16 protein-coding genes are annotated in these 16,403 nt (G+C 49.8%); all 16 read right to left on the bottom strand.

What is annotated here, in order from left to right; translation table 11 throughout:
* Positions 1 to 825 (bottom strand): hypothetical protein, encoded by an 825-nt coding sequence (locus BN1360_RS19645; RefSeq protein WP_068781565.1) that lies wholly within the window; start codon positions 823 to 825, stop codon positions 1 to 3.
* Complete coding sequence (locus tag BN1360_RS19650) at positions 822 to 1,535, bottom strand: hypothetical protein (protein WP_068781566.1); 714 nt, start codon at positions 1,533 to 1,535, stop codon at positions 822 to 824. Before BN1360_RS19650 ends, BN1360_RS19645 begins: the two co-directional genes overlap by 4 nt.
* Before the next feature lie 52 nt (positions 1,536 to 1,587).
* The gene (locus tag BN1360_RS19655; RefSeq protein WP_068781567.1) at positions 1,588 to 2,484 is read right to left on the bottom strand and encodes an SAF domain-containing protein; all 897 of its coding nucleotides are present in this window, start codon (positions 2,482 to 2,484) and stop codon (positions 1,588 to 1,590) included.
* A 21-nt stretch (positions 2,485 to 2,505) separates the two neighbouring features.
* On the bottom strand, positions 2,506 to 4,014 hold the full coding sequence (locus BN1360_RS19660) for a serine/threonine-protein kinase (protein WP_069188387.1): 1,509 nt from the start codon (positions 4,012 to 4,014) through the stop codon (positions 2,506 to 2,508).
* A 392-nt stretch (positions 4,015 to 4,406) separates the two neighbouring features.
* Positions 4,407 to 5,477, bottom strand: coding sequence for an SAM-dependent methyltransferase (locus BN1360_RS19665; RefSeq protein ID WP_229521057.1), 1,071 nt, complete (start codon positions 5,475 to 5,477; stop codon positions 4,407 to 4,409).
* 15 nt (positions 5,478 to 5,492) lie between these two features.
* Positions 5,493 to 5,831, bottom strand: coding sequence for a cyclic-phosphate processing receiver domain-containing protein (locus tag BN1360_RS19670; protein ID WP_218653101.1), 339 nt, complete (start codon positions 5,829 to 5,831; stop codon positions 5,493 to 5,495).
* 46 nt (positions 5,832 to 5,877) lie between these two features.
* Complete coding sequence (locus BN1360_RS19675; protein ID WP_068781570.1) at positions 5,878 to 6,732, bottom strand: deoxyribonuclease IV; 855 nt, start codon at positions 6,730 to 6,732, stop codon at positions 5,878 to 5,880.
* On the bottom strand, positions 6,722 to 7,540 hold the full coding sequence (locus tag BN1360_RS19680; RefSeq protein ID WP_068781571.1) for an Fpg/Nei family DNA glycosylase: 819 nt from the start codon (positions 7,538 to 7,540) through the stop codon (positions 6,722 to 6,724). Before BN1360_RS19680 ends, BN1360_RS19675 begins: the two co-directional genes overlap by 11 nt.
* A 113-nt stretch (positions 7,541 to 7,653) precedes the next feature.
* Entirely contained in the window at positions 7,654 to 8,463 is an 810-nt protein-coding gene (locus tag BN1360_RS19685; RefSeq protein WP_068781572.1) for a TIGR01457 family HAD-type hydrolase, read from the bottom strand.
* Between the two features lie 243 nt (positions 8,464 to 8,706).
* On the bottom strand, positions 8,707 to 9,657 hold the full coding sequence (rnz, locus tag BN1360_RS19690; protein WP_068781573.1) for a ribonuclease Z: 951 nt from the start codon (positions 9,655 to 9,657) through the stop codon (positions 8,707 to 8,709).
* An 80-nt stretch (positions 9,658 to 9,737) separates the two neighbouring features.
* Positions 9,738 to 13,175, bottom strand: a complete 3,438-nt coding sequence (metH, locus tag BN1360_RS19695; RefSeq protein ID WP_068781574.1) for a methionine synthase — start codon at positions 13,173 to 13,175, stop codon at positions 9,738 to 9,740.
* A gap of 454 nt (positions 13,176 to 13,629) precedes the next feature.
* Positions 13,630 to 14,040, bottom strand: a complete 411-nt coding sequence (locus BN1360_RS19700; RefSeq protein WP_068781575.1) for a FixH family protein — start codon at positions 14,038 to 14,040, stop codon at positions 13,630 to 13,632.
* A gap of 40 nt (positions 14,041 to 14,080) precedes the next feature.
* On the bottom strand, positions 14,081 to 14,875 hold the full coding sequence (locus BN1360_RS19705; RefSeq protein WP_195714284.1) for an HAD family hydrolase: 795 nt from the start codon (positions 14,873 to 14,875) through the stop codon (positions 14,081 to 14,083).
* A gap of 63 nt (positions 14,876 to 14,938) precedes the next feature.
* Positions 14,939 to 15,472 (bottom strand): hypothetical protein, encoded by a 534-nt coding sequence (locus BN1360_RS19710; protein ID WP_068781577.1) that lies wholly within the window; start codon positions 15,470 to 15,472, stop codon positions 14,939 to 14,941.
* 121 nt (positions 15,473 to 15,593) lie between these two features.
* On the bottom strand, positions 15,594 to 15,767 hold the full coding sequence (locus BN1360_RS19715; RefSeq protein WP_082790141.1) for a DUF896 domain-containing protein: 174 nt from the start codon (positions 15,765 to 15,767) through the stop codon (positions 15,594 to 15,596).
* 252 nt (positions 15,768 to 16,019) lie between these two features.
* Positions 16,020 to 16,271, bottom strand: a complete 252-nt coding sequence (locus BN1360_RS19720; RefSeq protein WP_229521058.1) for a LysM peptidoglycan-binding domain-containing protein — start codon at positions 16,269 to 16,271, stop codon at positions 16,020 to 16,022.
* Positions 16,272 to 16,403: the final 132 nt, after the last annotated feature.

Consider the following 16,403-nt stretch of genomic DNA (forward strand, 5'->3'; position numbering starts at 1 on the left):
CTAGGCCCCCTTGTCGTCAGATAAGGATATCAGGGGCATATATGTGTCTGACGCAGCGGCCATTGCGCCACCAATCTGCTGAAAAGCTTCCAGCAGGGTCCCGCGCCTTGCCCTCATTCGGCCAAGCAGCTGTATCCGGCGGAAATACCGGAGCAGGTCATGCTCATTCCAAGCATCTGCGAACCCGGTATCATAAGCGATGCCGTACAGCGGAATTTCACAGCCGTAATACCGTTTGATATTTGCAATATTCCATTTGGCCTGACGATCGTAATGGCGGAGAATGATACCTTTTACCTTGTTCTTCGCTGCCTCAGAGCAAGAACGGTAATATGCAAAAAACGGATCCAGTTCGGTTCGATTCTGCTGCAGCACAGGCAACAGCAGCGCCGCCTCCGTTTCGGCAACAGGCAGTGTTATGCTGCTGCGATGCAGGAACACAAGTTCATACACCTCCTCTGCAGCCCCATATAACTGCTGCAGCACAGCGGCTGTCTGCTTGCCCAGCCCTCCCCTTGTACCGGGAATGAGGTCAAGACGGCTGTTAATCAGCGGTCTAGTATAATCCGCTAAGTTATATCGCGATAGGCGCCGATTCATAAGCAGCCGCAGCAGGGCTTCCGTCCCGGTCTCTGTAATCTCTGAGCCATCTCTAACGGCTGTTTCGTCATAGACCGGAAAGCCACGCTCTATTCCCTGACCTGGCTCATCTTCATTAATGATCAGTATGCGACGTCTCTGGTAGAGCGAAGCAGCAATGGCGATGGCAGCGGCAATATCCGCAGCACCGTTATAACTGTAATCCCAAACAACAATTCGGCTCATATGGCCCTCCTTCTTGCACTGCGCATAGCCCTGTTTGCCTCGCTTCTGGTCCATCCGGTCAGCTGTAAGATTAGAGAGATCAGGGCTCTTCTATAAGAGCGGGTGATTTTGTCGATATGAAGCTTATGCTCATGCCCGTTCTCATAATGGATGGCCGTATTAAACTCACTCCAGGCAATGCACGCAACGTCTGTATTCCACTCTATCGGCAAATCCTCGGCCAGACCCATCATGTAATTTGCGGTTAAGTAACTCTCCACCGTTCTTATCAGAACAGGATGAACAAAAACCCCCGCAAGTTCAGGGTCCGAGCTAAGCCACTGTCTGAACCAGTCCGCACTTCGTTCCACCTCATAGTAATCAAAGGTGGTCACCCATAGGATCTGATCCACTTGTGAGCGGAGTCCTGCCTGTGGCTGATCCAGCTCAAAATCATACAGTACAAAGTCGTAGCTCTCGTCCCCAGTATAGATGGCTTCCGGTAATTCCGCTCCCGCTTCCGAAGCTTGCATCTCTCGATTTGTGATATCAAAGCCGCAGAACTCGATTCGTGGTAAAGTGCCCTCTCTATTACGGGCAAGATATTGATATTTGCTCCCGGCCGTTCGATCTACAAGCAACACACGCTGTCCGGCCGCAGTGAGCAGCTTGCAAATGTAGAGAATAAGCTCCCGCTTATCACTCACACCGGCAAATAACCAACGTTTCATCCGATTCCCTCCCAATAAACCTGGACATCTCATCAACTCACCCGATTACCGGCTATTCCTTCCCAGCATCAAGCGCAAATGAATCGCTTCCCTCTCGTGAGCTACGAACAGATGCTGCTGAAGATTTCTGATTGATAAATTCAGCCGCATGCTGCGACGTCACCGAAGCCAAGTCTCCTTCCAACCCTGCTCTTATCGAAGCTGTTAGCGCATGTTCCGCCAAATCTATGATGTTCGGATCCTTGCGGATCACCTGAAGCACGGCGTCGCTCGGCGGATAGGTCGGTATGGCTTCCCGCTGCAAATATGGCTCCACATACTTAAGCGCATAAATGGAGGCCTTATGCAAATAAGCATCTACGATCCCGCTGGACAACAGCAGAATCTCCTCCTCATTGAGGATCGAGTTCACTACGCCTGGAGCGAGCGATTCAACCCGTTTCTTGGACAGCAGGATGTAATCCTGTCCGGTCGGGAACTGAATCCGAATATCGACGACATCCTTCTGCTTCAGTTCACCCGGCAGCTGAATAAAACCCATCTCACGATAACGAAGATCGTCAGCAACGGCCCCTTCCTCAAACAACAAAGAGCCGGTAAGCAGCGTATTGGGGGCGACCGTAATTTTGGGGCTCTTGCCGACGATATCTTCGGAGGCATGTAACCAATCGCCCGGAACGCTGTTCACGGGTAGAACAATCGACGCCAGATCCTGCCTTGCAATGCGTTCGCCAGCCGGGATTTCCCGCAATAAAGTCCAGCCGGCGACAACGTCACCGGAAGCCTGCTTTAAGGCAGATATCTCACCCTCATACTGCTTCATGAGAGATGTCCGCATTTGCTCCAATCGGCTGGAAGCATGGACAGCATACCCTGTGAAGGCAACCCCGACGATGCCTGCACCAACCAAGCCCGCATAAATCAATTGCCTTGTTCGTTTCCTAATCACTAGATTCTCACCTCCTCTTGATTACTTCTTGCCCGACAACCAGAATCCGCGTTTGACTGGGCGGATGCCTTGAGGCAACACTTCACTGCATGCCTGCAGCAATGCCATCTCCATCGCCTGTCCAGGAACAAATGGATTACTTACGGCTGGCAGTGCAAAGACGAGCTTCGTATTCAATAATTTCTGCAGCCTGTTAACGTCTGGTCCCCCCGCAAACGGAAGGCAGTATACCGGGGATCGTTTGATCTGACCAGAAGCATCGGCGGAGAACAGTTCCATTTCATCTATCCTCCAAGCAACTGCTGAACCTACCAAAATCGCCAAATCCGCCCTGATAAATTCCTCAAGCAGATCCTTGCGCCTGCTGGAACCCAGATCACAAATAATATAGGTATAGTCCTCCGCAAACAGATCAAGCATCTCAACCCGCGAGCTGGCCCTTAGATAATCAACGCCTTCAATCCGAGAGCGTCGATGGGGAAGCTGTCTGGAATGTCCCCCCTCCACCCCCAGCCTGTGAAAAATCCGTTCGAACGCCGTTGCCCGGGAGTCCAGCTCAAGTACAGCGACCCTTCTCGAATATCTGGCCAACGAATGAGCAAGTGAAACCGCTGTATGCGTCGTTCCGACCCCCGGACCCGCTCCCATCACCGCTATTACAATTGAACGGCCAGAAGCAGCCGCCCCAGCTCCCCCCACCCGCACTCCTCCCCTGACTCCAGCACTTCCAGCTTGCGAACGTTCGAGCAGCTTGCTTAACGCAGCGCCCGCTTCCTGCGCTGTCTGGAAACGCTCTTCCGGGAGGCTGTGCAGCAATTTCTCAATCGCAGGAGCAAGCTGAGAAAATCCACGCTTGGCAAGCAGGGTCATGGCCTCTGACGTGCATTCCGTATATTTGCAATGAGTGCCCAAATATAGCAGTATCGCACCTAAAGAATACAAGTCCGCCCTTCCATCACTCTGCCGGCCCCCGTATTGCTCCGGAGCTGCGAATCCAATCGTCCCCAGCTTGATCGTATCCTCAAGTCCATCGGGCTTAAATTTGCGGGCGATGCCGAAATCTACAAAGCGGATCTCCCCCTTCCCATCGATCAACAAATTTGAAGGCTTCAGATCGCGATGAATAATCGGCGGCTTGCGACTGTGCAAATAATGCAAGCCTTCGCAAATCTGCACTCCAATCCCGATCAGCATTTCCGGCTTGAAGCCTCGGCCCAGCCTCTGCACATGCTGGTCCAGATGAACCCCAGCGATGTAGTCCATGACAAGATAAGAACGGCCTTCCGAATCACTGGACCAGAAGTCAACGATCCGCGGCAGGCGATGGTGATTCATCGCGATCAGAAGGGCTGCTTCTTCCTCCAATTGCAGCTCTCTTGGCATATGGGCCGCCATCTCCTTGATTGCCCAAAGCTTCCCTGAAAGCTTCAAATCCGCAGCCAGATAAACGTGGCTCATGCCGCCCTGTCCGATCAAACGCTCGATCCGGTATCGTCCCGCTATTACATCTCCTTCAGCAAGCAACGCCATATGCGGCAAGCAATAACCTCCTTTGCAACACAAAAAGGGAAAGCAATCACGTTCAGCTCAGATTAACCGAGACTAAACGGGATGCTTTCCCTATTGTTATTAATGTATAATTTTGGAATCAGTATAGCACATACTTGCGAGAAATCAAACTCTTTTTTTGCAGAAAGTCCAAAAAGTCCGAAATTGATCCCAAAGTAATACTGAGAGCTTATTCGAAATCAAATCTTGAATTCAGCCTGACCTAAGCAGATGCTTGCAATGTCATCCTTTGGAAATACCTCAGGTGTTCACGAACCCAAACGAACGCTCCGCTCCTCATGCGCTAGCTTCATTCAACCTTGTCGGTGCTAAAAACCGGTCTTGTAAACTCGTACACCAAAAAATTCACGGCATTAATATTTAATCATATACAGAGTGATTTCATCACGATTATGGAACAGCTGTTTAGCACGCTGGACTTGCATTTGCGCCGCCTCAAACAGGGATATCACTTCCTGAATAAGCGCCATGGGCTTCTTGCTCATCAGCTTGACAGTAACCACTGCCGTTCCGCCCGGAACAAGCGCATACAGCAGATCAATGACCATTTTGGCGGTCTGCTTCGGATTCCAGCTCATGTCGCATACGAGCAAATCGAACTCTCCATCGCGAAATTTAACGCTGTCTGCATTTTTACGGATATGAGTCAGCTGCGGTGAAGCCAATATCGATGGATGCATTTTTGCCGGATCAACCGCCGTTACCTTGAGACCTCGCTCCAACAGGAACGAAGACCAGCCCCCTGGAGCTGCCCCGATATCAAGCGCTTCATGAAAAGCTGAAAAGTTAATATCGAAAACCGCTTCTGCTTCCAGCAGCTTGAACTTCGCCCGTGAAATCTGCCCTTCCTCGCGCTGGAAGCGAATCGCTCCGCCATTCCAGTCCGATAAATTCTGCTGCGGCGTTGAGATTCCCGCCAGGACCTGATCCTTGCTGATGAATACAGATATGATCCAATCCGCATCCCTCACCACAAACTCAGCTCCAAGTTCATCCAATCGCGTCTGAAGCATGTCTTTGAGCGACACCGCACTCCCCTGCCATAATGCACTCTCGGCTTTCCGGGGCTGAATAGCGACCTTTGCTCCTGTTAACCGCTCATCCTCTAAAAGGTATTGAACAAGATCATTTTCCCAGGCTTGGTCTGAATTCTCTTCGTTCATCATCCATTGCCAGCCTACCGGAAACATATGACGCAAAAATAACGGCTGCACGGCTGCAAACTGGCGCTCAATTTGTTGTGGCTCTTGGGGCAGAGTGACCAGCAGAACTTCTCCTGGGACAAGTACAGCACTCTTAACCGAACCAAATAATCTGCGCAGCTCCTCTTGTGCATACGGAGCGAATCCATGATTCGCTGTACACACATATCGCGCCGATGTGATGGTCTGCGCCTCATCTGTATTATCTATATGAATATTCAAGTTGTGCAACCTCTCTTACTTTCCAGCACGCTGTTCTTCCTGACGCGCAATAGCATCCAGTCGCTCGAACGGAATCGGGCAGTTATGCAGCACGACGTGCTCCGGTTTATTTTGATATAAAATTTCGTACATGCTCTTCTTACCGCACATGCTTGAAGTGTGTAAATAGATTTCACGGGGATACAGGCCTTCCCTGGCAATCGCAACCGCCACTTCGGTACCTGTTTTCTCGTCCGGGCCCATATCATGGTCCAGCGATAAAATATCAACTTCAGTCAATCGCAGCAGCTCAATGCACTCCTCCACCGAGCGAGCTAATGTAAACCCTTTTGGACATCGTCGAAAATCGTCCATATATACATGAATCACGTTATTCTTCCTTTCCGCTGTTATTCCAGCACTAACTCTCGGCCCACCGCCTTATCAGCTCCATATCCTCTCTATACGTTCCATCCGCTCCAGTAGCGGTCTCTAAAATAAACGGTACATGCCGGATGGCATCCATCTGCAGCAACCGTCTGAAACCTGATTCTCCTATAAATCCTTGCCCGACTCTGGCATGGCGGTCCTTCCGAGAATGAAGCGGGTACCTGGAATCATTCAGATGAACGACCGAGAGAGCTTCCCAGTATCCAAGCCGCTGAGCCTTAGCCGCAAATTCATCATCTTTCTCCCCCATCCACATTCCCGCAGCAAAGGCGTGACAGGTATCAAGACAGAACCCAATCTGCTCGGGAGAATCACATAGCTTGCGAATCTGAACCATCTCTTCCAGCGTCATTCCCATGTCCCCATGGTCCCCCGCCTGGTTCTCGATGAGCAGCTTGGCCTGGCCTGGCCAATTTGCAAGCACTTTATTTATACATTGTATAATATTTTGATAATTTTGTAAGGGGTTTCCAGCCTTATTTGTGCCAAAATGAACTACTATTCCGATAGAACCGCAGGCTTCAGCGATCTCCAGATCGTTCCGCAGCGATTCCGCCACCCTTTGAAATAGTCCGTCTCCGTTGCCCGGGTCAGCCGCCAAATTGCTCGGGTAGGGCGTGTGGGCCACGGACACAATATGATTTGTGAGACAAAGCTGGCGGCAAGCCTCAGCATCTCGTGCATCGAAAGACTTGACCGACAGACCCCTTGGATTTTTGGGAAAATACTGAAAAGCCCCTGCTCCCATCTGCAGCGCTGTCTTTGCAGCACCGGAGTATCCGTAACGAATGCTGAAATGTCCGCCTACTTTAATCTCATCGATCATGCTGACAACCCGGGCTGTAGAACACTTTACGCCCGCCCATTTCTGTCTTTACGATCTGATCTCCGCAGCGGGAACAAGTCTCCCCGCCCCGATCGTATACCTCACAGATATCATTGGAACCGCCTGTCAAGGTATCCCCCTTAAATACGGGCATTTCCATATAACCTCCGGCTTCAGTCGCCTTAACCAACACCTCACACATCGCATGGTACAGACGCGAGAAATCTGCTGTATCAAAGTTTTGCAGCTTGGCTGACGGCCGCAGTCCAGCCGCAAATGCGATTTCATCCGCATAACAGTTACCGATCCCCGCGATAATATCCTGATTCACCAAAGCGGTCTTCAGACTGCTGCGACGATGCTGTAGAAGGCTGATAAATTTCTCTTCGTTCATTCTCCGTCCGAGTGGCTCCGGTCCCAGATGAGCCAGCGCTTCTTCCGCTTCCTTGGCACTGAGGATATGTAGATACCCCAGCCTTAATCCCATGAAATATAGCACAAGGTCAGGGCCGAAGGTAATCTCTATCTGGGTAGTCCGCTTCGGACGATCCTCGAATGAGCCCAGATACATCAGTCCGCCAAGCATCAGATGCAGCAGCAGACGACGTCCGTTGTCCAGATGGAACAAGAGATGTTTCCCGCGCCGCTCCACAAACACGACTTGTCTGCCCAGCAGCCCGGAGCGGAAAGCCTCCGCCTCTACGTTAATCGATTTCTCACGGTTAACCGTCACGGCAGTGATCGATAAGTCTAAGATATGCTGTGATAGTTGTACTTTATAATTTTCCATTTCCGGCAGTTCCGGCATGGCTCATCTTCCCTTCATTCTTATGTTTAGAGGTGGTTCAGAGAATCCACTTGTGACTACAAGGTCAAATCGGTAGGCCTCCTCGACAGCGAATCTTGAATTCGCTTTGGCCCTTAAAAGCCCCTTCCGCACACCAACTTGCGAACCTCATCGAGGTCACCACAGATCACATCGGGCTGAATCCCTGTTCCGGCAACATACTGTTCCAGATTTTGCTCTGTGGTTACACCAGTCAGCACCAGTATCGTACCGCAGCCGGCATTGACCCCGGCCGATATATCTGTCAGCATATTATCGCCAATGACTGCGACCTCTTTATTGCGGAGGCCCAGCCGATCGATTGCGAATTTCATCAAAATTCCCGACGGCTTGCCGATCACGATCGGTTCGACACCCGATGCCGCCTTAATCGCCGCAGCGATAGTACCTGCTCCTGGCATCAGTCCATCCTGTGCTGGCAACTGCAGGTCGGGATTAGTCAGCACATAACGCGCACCGCTCGCGATCGTCCGAGCCGCCTTCGTTAATTTCTCATATGTAAAAGAACGATCAATTCCCTGAATCACTACATCAGGATGCTGCTCATCACACGTGATTCCCGCTTCACGCAAAGCCTCCAGCAATCCATTCTCTCCAATCGGGGCTACTTTACTGCCCGGGTATTGCTCAGCTACGTACTGTGCCGCAGCTACGGCCGAAGTGCATACATGTTCTTCGTCGGCAGGGATTCCCAATTGCTGTAAATGAGCTGCAACTTCTGCCGGTGTCCGTGAAGAATTGTTCGTTACGAACAGATAAGGGATATCAGCAGCCTGGAGATCTGATATCAATCGATCCGCTCCAAGTATCATACGGTTTCCATGATATAAAGTTCCATCTAAATCTATAAGATAAGCCTTCCAGCCGGCTGTTAATTTGCTCATCGTTTTACCCTCCTCTGTATCAAATATCATTGTACATGGAAAACAAAAGGACAAGCAAATTTCCGAACAATTCGCTGTCAAAATAAACAGTAAATGGGATGTACCCCTGTCAAACTACCGTGTTATCCCGTCTGGCCGCGTCGAACAAAATCGAAGTGGAACTATCCCGTTTCCCGGATTTAGCAAACTTTGCAATCGCCTGTCAAATCCTGCGCTTTCCCGGAAAATAATTCATCAAGGCTATTATTTCCCACCCTGTTCTTCCTCACCAGCTCGTGCTACCGGGTACGTCACATGCTCTCTTGCCAGTTCGGTATTTGCGAAGGTATGCTTCGCTTCAACAAGCAAACGGTGGAGCTGTTCCTCGGATTTATACCTTGAACTGAAATGCGTAAGATAGAGCTGCTTTGCGCCTGCGGCTTTCGCCGCTTTAGCAGCCTGCTTTGCGGTGCTATGATGATAATCATGGGCTGTCTGCGCCAATTCATCGAGAAAAGTGGATTCATGAACCAAAACATCGGCTCCCTCTGACAGACGGATCACAGCCTGACAAGGGCGCGTATCTCCAAGGATCGTGACGATTCTGCCTTGCTTAGGTTTGCCCAGCACTTCATCCGGCGTTATGATAACACCATCTGGGGCCTCCACGCTTTCCCCCCGTTTCAGCTTGCCATATAGCGGACCTGGCTTGATCCCGTGACTGGCAAGTATTACAGAATCAAGCTTGCCCGGGAGGTCCCTCTCGATGACCCGATAGCCATAGCTTGCAATCCGGTGGTCCAGCAGTTCGGACTCGATGCAAAAGGTCTCATCCTCAAAGATTGTCCCACCTTCATGTTCAACGATATCAAGTCGATAGTCGATTCTTGATTCGCTAATATTCAGGGAGGTCGTTATATATTGCTTTAGCCCCGGCGGACCATATAGGGTCAACGGTGTATTTCCTCCCTGATAGGCCCTGCTCGAGACCAGCCCTGGCAGCCCGAACAGATGATCACCATGAAGATGCGTAATGAAGATCTTCTCCAACTTGCTAAGCTTGAGGGGCGAGCGAAGTATTTGATGCTGGGTCCCCTCTCCGCAATCAAATAACCAGAAGCTGCGCCGTTCATCAAACAGGCGGAGCGCCAGCGATGTTACATTGCGCTCCAATGACGGAACCCCGGCATTTGTGCCCATGAAATATAATTCCATGAATCTAACCTCCTTAAGGCTTATAGCCCTTCAAATTGCCCGAGAACCCTCCGTAAACCGGAGGGTTCTCGCTATTCAATCTAGGCTTTATCTACATTAAAGTATTGAGCCTGAGGATGCGCAAATACCATGGCAGAGACGGAAGCCTCCGGCTCCATCATAAATCCTTCCGTCAGCTCAACGCCGATATCCTCCGGCTTCATCAGCTCGAATAACGGGCCTTGATCCTCCAGATTCGGACATGCCGGATATCCAAAGGAGACTCTTATACCTTGATATCTGGCTCCATGGCGCTGCTTCATCGTCATATCCTGAGGATCCGGGAAGCCCCAAATATCGCGCATAATATGATGCACCCGTTCGGCAAGAGCTTCAGCCGTCTCCAAAGCAACGGCCTGCAGCGCATGCGACCGCAAGTAATCTCCGCTGTCCTTCCATTTCTCTGACAATTCACGGACACCTTGTCCAGCCGTAACGACGAGGAAACCTACATAATCCATCATACCACTATCCACAGGCTTGAGAAAATCCGCCAGGCATAAATACGGTTCAACCTGTTGTCTTGGGAAGCTGAAGGTTTTGAGAACTTTACTGTGATCTTCCGGAGCGTACACGATAATATCATTGCCTGATGATTGTGCCGGGAAGAAGCGATACATTGCATTCGCCCGAATAATACCGTCACGGGCGGCATGTGCCAGTATCTCGTCCACCGTCTCTTTCAATTGAACGGCCTTCGGATCGTTCTTGGCGAGCAGCTGCTCCACCGAGCCCCGCAATCCCAAATGATGGCCTAAGAGCATTTGCATGTTAATATACGGAATAATGTGCTGAATCGGATAATCTCTTAAAATATGACGTTCCAGATCAGGCGGCTGATATACCGGCACATCCAGCGATATTTTTGAGCGTTCAACCCGGGTTAGCTGTGGCAGCGGAGCCTTCTCGGCGACCTTGGAATCCGCTTCTTTCTCCACTTCCATGTCCAGCCGCATCTTCTCACGCTGTTCCTTATCCATCAGCTTATTGGCCAGATCGAGCCCATCCATCGCATCCTTGGCATAAACGACAAGTCCATTATACTCGGGACGAATCCTTGTCCTTGTGAATTTGCGTGTCAGCGCCGCTCCGCCAACCATGATCGGCACATCGATTCCTGCTCCGCGCAGATCTTGAGCGGTAGCAACCATCTGCTGCGCCGACTTAACGAGCAGACCGGATAGCCCGATCGCATCGGCTTTCTCCTCGCGGTAAGCTTCAATAATACGCTCCGGTGGTACTTTTATGCCCAAATTCACGATTTTGTAACCGTTATTGGAGAGAATGATTTCCACCAGGTTTTTACCGATATCATGCACATCGCCCTTCACGGTAGCCAGCAGGATCTTGCCTTTGACAGATGTCTCATTCTTCTCCATAAAGTCCTCCAGGAAGGCTACGGACGCCTTCATGACCTCAGCACTCTGCAGCACCTCCGCCACGATAAGCTCGTTGTTGTTGAATAGCCGTCCGACCTCTTCCATGCCTGCCATCAGCGGACCGTTGATGACCTCAAGCGCGCTGTAGCGATTCAACGCTTCCTCCAGATCGGGAATCAGTCCTTCTTTTGTGCCTTCTACTACGTAAGAAGCGAGCCGCTCCTCGAGAGAAAGATTTATCGCCTTCTCCTTCTTCTCTACCTTCTTGTTACGGAAAGCAGCAACAAACGCAGCCAAAGTCTCGTCATTCGTATTATAGATCAGCTCTTCAGCTAATTTACGTTCTTCCTCCGGAATGGAAGCATAACGTTCCAGCTTCTCGGTATTCACAATCGCATAATCGAGCCCTGCCTTCGTACATTCATACAGAAAGACGGAGTTTAGCACCTCACGTCCCGCTTCCGGCAAGCCGAAGGAGACGTTGCTGATTCCAAGCACGGTATGACAAGCTGGCAGCTCCTGCTTAATTAGACGAATGCCTTCGATCGTCTCCTTAGCTGAGCCTATATATTGCTCATCTCCTGTTCCGACCGGAAACACCAATGGATCAAATATAATATCCTCCGCGGAAAGGCCATACTTGCCCACGAGCAAATCATGCGAACGCTTGGCCACTGCCAGTTTGCCCTCCCTCGTGATCGCTTGTCCTTGCTCATCGATCGTACCAACAACAACCGCTGCCCCATATTTGTGAATCAGCGGAGTTACGTTCTCGAATTTTTCTTCGCCATCTTCAAGATTAATGGAGTTAATTATCGACTTGCCCTGACAGTATGTCAGAGCGAGATCCAGCACCTTGGAATCCGTCGTATCGATCATCAGCGGCACCTTCACCTTCTTGGCTACAAGCTCCAAGAAAAGCTGTATATCCTGGGCTTCATCGCGATCCGGGTCCTGGACGCAGACATCGATGACCTGAGCTCCATTCTTCACTTGAGCACGGGCGATCTCCGACGCCTCCTCATATTTGCCCTCGACGATAAGGCGTTTGAACTTGCGCGATCCGAGGACGTTCGTTCTCTCTCCAATCATATACGGACGGTTGTCCGCTTCAACATAAACGGGATCTATACCGGATAATGCCGGCGGATGCTCGCCGCGAATCGCTCTCGGTTCATAGCGGCTCATCTTATCCGCCATAGCAGCAATATGAGCCGGGGTCGTCCCACAGCAGCCACCTGCGATGTTCAGCCAGCCTTGCTCAGCAAAACCTGCCAGCTTCTGGGCCAGCGAATCCGGTGATTCGTGATAATTACCATTCTCATCAGGCAGCCCGGCATTTGGATAGCAGCTTATCGCCGTTCTGGCCATATCGGATAAAGTTCTGATATGATCACGCATGAATTCGGGTCCTGTTGCACAGTTGAGTCCAATCGAGATCGGCTTCAAATGCTCCAGCGAGATATAGAAGGCTTCGATATTCTGTCCAGCCAGGGTCGTTCCCATCGGCTCAATCGTACCAGATATCATCAGCGGCAGTCTGATTCCGGACTTCTCATAAGCTCGGGTAATTCCGATGCTTCCCGCCTTTACATTTAACGTATCCTGTGATGTCTCAAGCAGCAGTACATCGACGCCCGCCTCGATGAGTGCCAGCGCTTGTTCTTCATAACTGTCTATCAGTTCGTCAAAAGTTACTCCACCTGTAACCGACAATGTCTTTGTCGTGGGGCCAAGCGCACCAACAACATAACGCGGATGATCCGACGTGCTATATTTATCAGCCGCAGCAATCGCCAGACGCGCAGCCGCCAGGTTAATCTCGCGCGCTTGGTCCTGCAGCCCGTATTCGGCAAGGACTATGGAGGTGGCGCCAAATGTATTTGTCTCAATTAGATCGGCTCCCGCTTCCAAGTATTGCTCATGAATGTTCTGAATCACATCCGGACGGGTGAGCACAAGCATTTCATTACAACCGTCCAGGTCTTCCCCGCCAAAATCGGCCGGTGACAGGTCCTTCTGCTGAATCATGGTGCCCATAGCCCCATCGAGGATTAATATTCGTTCTTTCATTCTGGACTCTAGACTTGGTTTACTCATGTTCAATCCCTCCCGCAAAACGTTAAGTTTTAGTGTATCAGAAGTCTGCCATTAAGAAAAGATGCAATTGCAAATCGGAAAGTGCGCGCCATGACTGACCTTAGCACTGAATTTGAAGCGTTGACTCAAACGCGGCCATCCCATCACAGCAGATATTTAACTCTATGAAAAGTCACTTAATGAACAGGTAATCGCATCAAGCTAATGAGAATTGGAAACACGAATAAATTTCGTAAGGAGATTAAAAACGTTCGTAATTCTCTGCGTTTTGCTTGAATGAGTAAAACGCGGTCCTCTCCCTCTGCAATCGTTCTGTGCCGAACTAATATGGCCCTCTATTCGCTAAGGAATGAGGGGCTTCGCCTTTACAAATATGCAACACAATGAAGACATAAAAAAACTGCCCCTCGTAATGAAGAGCAGTCTTTAAATACAACATTTTGCATCCTTAGCTTTACTCATGAACTGTAAATTTCTCCGATGGCATCGAATGCTGATCTCTGGCCGTAACATGGGAGATCACTTGATAGTTGCCCGCCTCTTTAAAGGTCTTCTCCAGCACGTAGGTTCCCTCTCCAGCGCTCTTAACGGTGACTTTACTATGCTGTTCCTCGGGATCCCCGTCCTTCCAGATCTCAAACATAACCTCTTTCGCGTCATCTACCGTCTTCCCTTGTTGCGTAACCTTGGCCTCAAAACGAACCTTCTCGCCTGATTGAATCTCCGTCGGATTCACTTGAAGTTCCACCTGAATGGGTTCCATAGCCATGTTGTCTGCATGATTGTCGGATTTTTTATCTCCACAACCACTAATCACAATGAGAACAAGTGCGAATAACAGAACACTCCAGCCTCTTCTCCGCATGCTATCTTCCTTTCCTCATGAATCTTAACAACGAGATCTTTTAAGCTAATTCGTCCATAATCTGGTGCAATTGGGACAGGTGAGAAATTTCATAATTCGGCACAATCTCATCATTACGGGTCTTCTCATCCCGATTGATCCAAACGGCTTTAATGCCAACGCTAAGCGCTCCGCGAATATCGGTCGTGAGCTTGTCCCCAACCATTAAGGTTTCTTCGGGCTCTGTTCCTAATTGCTCAAGCGCATGCCTGAAAATCGTGGAATCCGGTTTGCCTTTGCCAAAGCTGCCGGAGATAATGATCTTATCGAAGTAACCGGATAGTTCCGGCACTCCATCCAGCTTCTCTTGCTGCAGGGCAGGGCAGCCATTCGTTAATAGAAGCAGCTTAACCTTCCCTTTGAGCTCCTGCAAAATTTGGAACGTCTCTTCATATACATAAGCACGTCCCCGGCGTTCTGCAGCAAAGCCTTCCGCAAGCTCGGCAGCTAATTCTTCATTAGCGATGCCTAGGGCAAGCAAGCCGCGATGCCAGGATTCCTTGCGATAGATCGGTGCCAGCTCTTCAAGCTGACGGAACTCCGGCTGTTCCCCAGCAGAGAAGTTAGCCCAAAGCCCTTCAAATGGATTGATCCCGATCATTTTCGTAAAAGAAAATGTCTCATAGGATTCATACAATTCCCTAGCTTCCCTGCGGACAGCTGCTTCCAGTTCTGTCGGGTTGCAGCCTGTTACTGCTTCAGCCTTGCGACAGGTCTCCTCGAAAGCCTCTTTTACGCTCCGGTCATCCCAGAGCAATGTATCATCCAAATCAAAGCATACCGCTTTTATGGTCACTTCGACCACTCCTCCCTCTCCCATGCCAAAATCATCACTTGCTATGCGCTCTCCGGAAATTTCTTATTCTCTCTCAAACGGAACATGATGAGTATGTGCGAACTGCTCCAGGCGGTCTCCCATAGCTGCCGTATCAAACTGATTGCGGGTACGATAGAATACCCAGTTCGCATCCTTGATCTTGGGCACGATCATAATCTTCTTGCGGCTCACTTTGATTTTGCTAATGTTGCCCGCTTCCAGAATACGATCGCGGTTGTACTTGGTTGTATATACCCAGTTCTTGTTAATCCGTAGGTAGGGTCTTCTCATGAACAAAGTGAAGGCAAGCAGTAAGTACAGCCCAATCGTCAGCCAATAGAGCCAGGTACTCATATCTGCTGAATTACCGATCATTCCAACGGTTGAATACAACAAGGCGATGAACACTAACACGCCCGGCAGGATGATATTTCGCCCCCGGAAAATGTCGCCCTCCCCTCTTGCACCCAGCGATCTCCGCGGATCGGATGCCTTGCCTGTCGTGATCGTAGGCCCTTTCCCTTTTTGGTTCAGTCTTTTTTGATTGCGTTCTACTTTTCTGTCAAATGAACCCATACTTTGTCCTCCTCATATTAATAGCGCTATCAACATGATAAGCCTACGCCTTGTCCAGCCCATCAAGCCCCGTACATGTCGCAAGCCACATGTTATGTATAGCCAGCCCCAAGGGGCCGGCTTATTCATCGACGATTTCGATTTGTTCTAATCTTTGACGGAAATTCGCCCGGAAATTCTCGAGATATCTCTCGCGTAGCTTCGCTCTCTCCAGAATCTCTTCTTCGGTTAATCCAACAGATTTATGTTTGCGGGCCAATTCATTGATTCGCGCAACAACAGATTCTATATCCATAATTCCCTCCCCAAGTCGTTAATCTTTTATGATTACAGCTCTCATCCTCATAATATAGAAAAGGTTCAGATGCAAGCCGCATTTACTACTCATGCAAAGCAACAATTATTCATACTCTGACATGAGAAAAAGAGCTTGTCAAGGCAGTGCCGCCTTTAGTGCAAGCTCTCTTCATTATATAGTAATTTTCCTTCATCGTAAAACAGTATCGACATTCATTTCGCGGACTTGTCAGAACGAACCTACAGCAGCTCAATTAGGGAGAACCAGCACTTCTCCGGCTTGTATCGAACTTACATGCTTTCCATTAACACGTCTAATTGAATCTATATATTTTCTAATGTCTTTGCCTTGGGGTTTATGCTCGGAAGCAATCTCCCATAACGTATCACCCGGCATCACAATAACTGTCTCCAACGGTTTCTTATCCGCATTATCATTTGATGAGGCAAAAGCCGAGACTACTCCTGTACAGGTTAACAATAGCAGTACTAGCACCAGCATCGTTCTCTTAGCGGTTCTAGAAAGATGGGCACTCCGGCTCCCTGACGAAATAGCAGATTTATGAACTGGCTCCGTATAAATACTCTTATAAGTGCTATATTTAAGCATTTTCCTCACTCCAAACAAGTGTTC

Source organism: Paenibacillus sp. GM2 (genome assembly GCF_900069005.2).
GTDB lineage: Bacteria > Bacillota > Bacilli > Paenibacillales > Paenibacillaceae > Fontibacillus.

Coding starts and splice junctions, on each gene's coding strand:
- BN1360_RS19660 (WP_069188387.1), bottom strand. CDS start 4,014: ATGGCGTTGCTTGCTGAAGGAGATGTAATAGCGGGACGATACCGGATC.
- BN1360_RS19680 (WP_068781571.1), bottom strand. CDS start 7,540: ATGCCGGAACTGCCGGAAATGGAAAATTATAAAGTACAACTATCACAG.
- BN1360_RS19710 (WP_068781577.1), bottom strand. CDS start 15,472: ATGGGTTCATTTGACAGAAAAGTAGAACGCAATCAAAAAAGACTGAAC.
- BN1360_RS19675 (WP_068781570.1), bottom strand. CDS start 6,732: ATGATCGATGAGATTAAAGTAGGCGGACATTTCAGCATTCGTTACGGA.
- BN1360_RS19670 (WP_218653101.1), bottom strand. CDS start 5,831: ATGGACGATTTTCGACGATGTCCAAAAGGGTTTACATTAGCTCGCTCG.
- BN1360_RS19720 (WP_229521058.1), bottom strand. CDS start 16,271: ATGCTGGTGCTAGTACTGCTATTGTTAACCTGTACAGGAGTAGTCTCG.
- metH (WP_068781574.1), bottom strand. CDS start 13,175: ATGAGTAAACCAAGTCTAGAGTCCAGAATGAAAGAACGAATATTAATC.
- BN1360_RS19715 (WP_082790141.1), bottom strand. CDS start 15,767: ATGGATATAGAATCTGTTGTTGCGCGAATCAATGAATTGGCCCGCAAA.
- BN1360_RS19685 (WP_068781572.1), bottom strand. CDS start 8,463: ATGAGCAAATTAACAGCCGGCTGGAAGGCTTATCTTATAGATTTAGAT.
- rnz (WP_068781573.1), bottom strand. CDS start 9,657: ATGGAATTATATTTCATGGGCACAAATGCCGGGGTTCCGTCATTGGAG.
- BN1360_RS19650 (WP_068781566.1), bottom strand. CDS start 1,535: ATGAAACGTTGGTTATTTGCCGGTGTGAGTGATAAGCGGGAGCTTATT.
- BN1360_RS19645 (WP_068781565.1), bottom strand. CDS start 825: ATGAGCCGAATTGTTGTTTGGGATTACAGTTATAACGGTGCTGCGGAT.
- BN1360_RS19700 (WP_068781575.1), bottom strand. CDS start 14,040: ATGCGGAGAAGAGGCTGGAGTGTTCTGTTATTCGCACTTGTTCTCATT.